The following is a 511-nucleotide window of genomic DNA, read 5'->3' as shown; positions in this document are numbered from 1 at the left end:
TTGATGTGAGCGGTTTGCAGGTCTCTGGCGATAAGATTTCCATCAGCGGTGCGGGCACCACCATTACCGCTGAGGGTGCTAAAGCGTTTGCAGGTTTCTACGAGGCGGGTAAGGATATGGCTCCGCTGAGCTTCTCAGCGTCGCTTTCGGGTACACAGCCCGCGGGCAACACCGCCAAAACCCAGACCACCCAAACTGTGACCGAAACCGTATATCAGGGTCAGGGATGCGAATCTCTCAACGCACGCGGCTCTCATGGTCGTCTGGCGCATACCGGTGCCAGCGGTGTAGAGGCTGGGGTTGCTAGTGGTCTGGCCTCTCTGGTCGCCGGTATTGGTGCCGTACTGTACACGCGCCGTCGCAAGTCCTCCAGGATGTCTGAGCGCTCCGAATAAACCTAAGATCAGCCTATAAATACCGGTATATGCGGCGATTCTTAGGCTCGGGTTTATTCCTCGGTGCAGCATCCGCACCTCATAGCTCACCGGATGCGCCAGGGTGCGGGTAGTAT

1 protein-coding gene is annotated in these 511 nt (G+C 57.5%); it reads left to right on the top strand.

Annotation, left to right across the window (positions count from 1 at the left end; genetic code table 11):
- The coding region (locus EAS64_RS42830) for an HtaA domain-containing protein (protein ID WP_145862453.1) at nt 1-395 on the top strand (395 nt) is incomplete at its 5' end.
- Between the last annotated feature and the right edge of the window lie 116 nt (nt 396-511).

Source organism: Trebonia kvetii (genome assembly GCF_007827045.1).
GTDB lineage: Bacteria > Actinomycetota > Actinomycetes > Streptosporangiales > Streptosporangiaceae > Trebonia > Trebonia kvetii.
The sequence above is the reverse complement of the archived record's forward strand: the minus strand, read 5'-3'. Positions and strand labels throughout refer to the sequence as shown.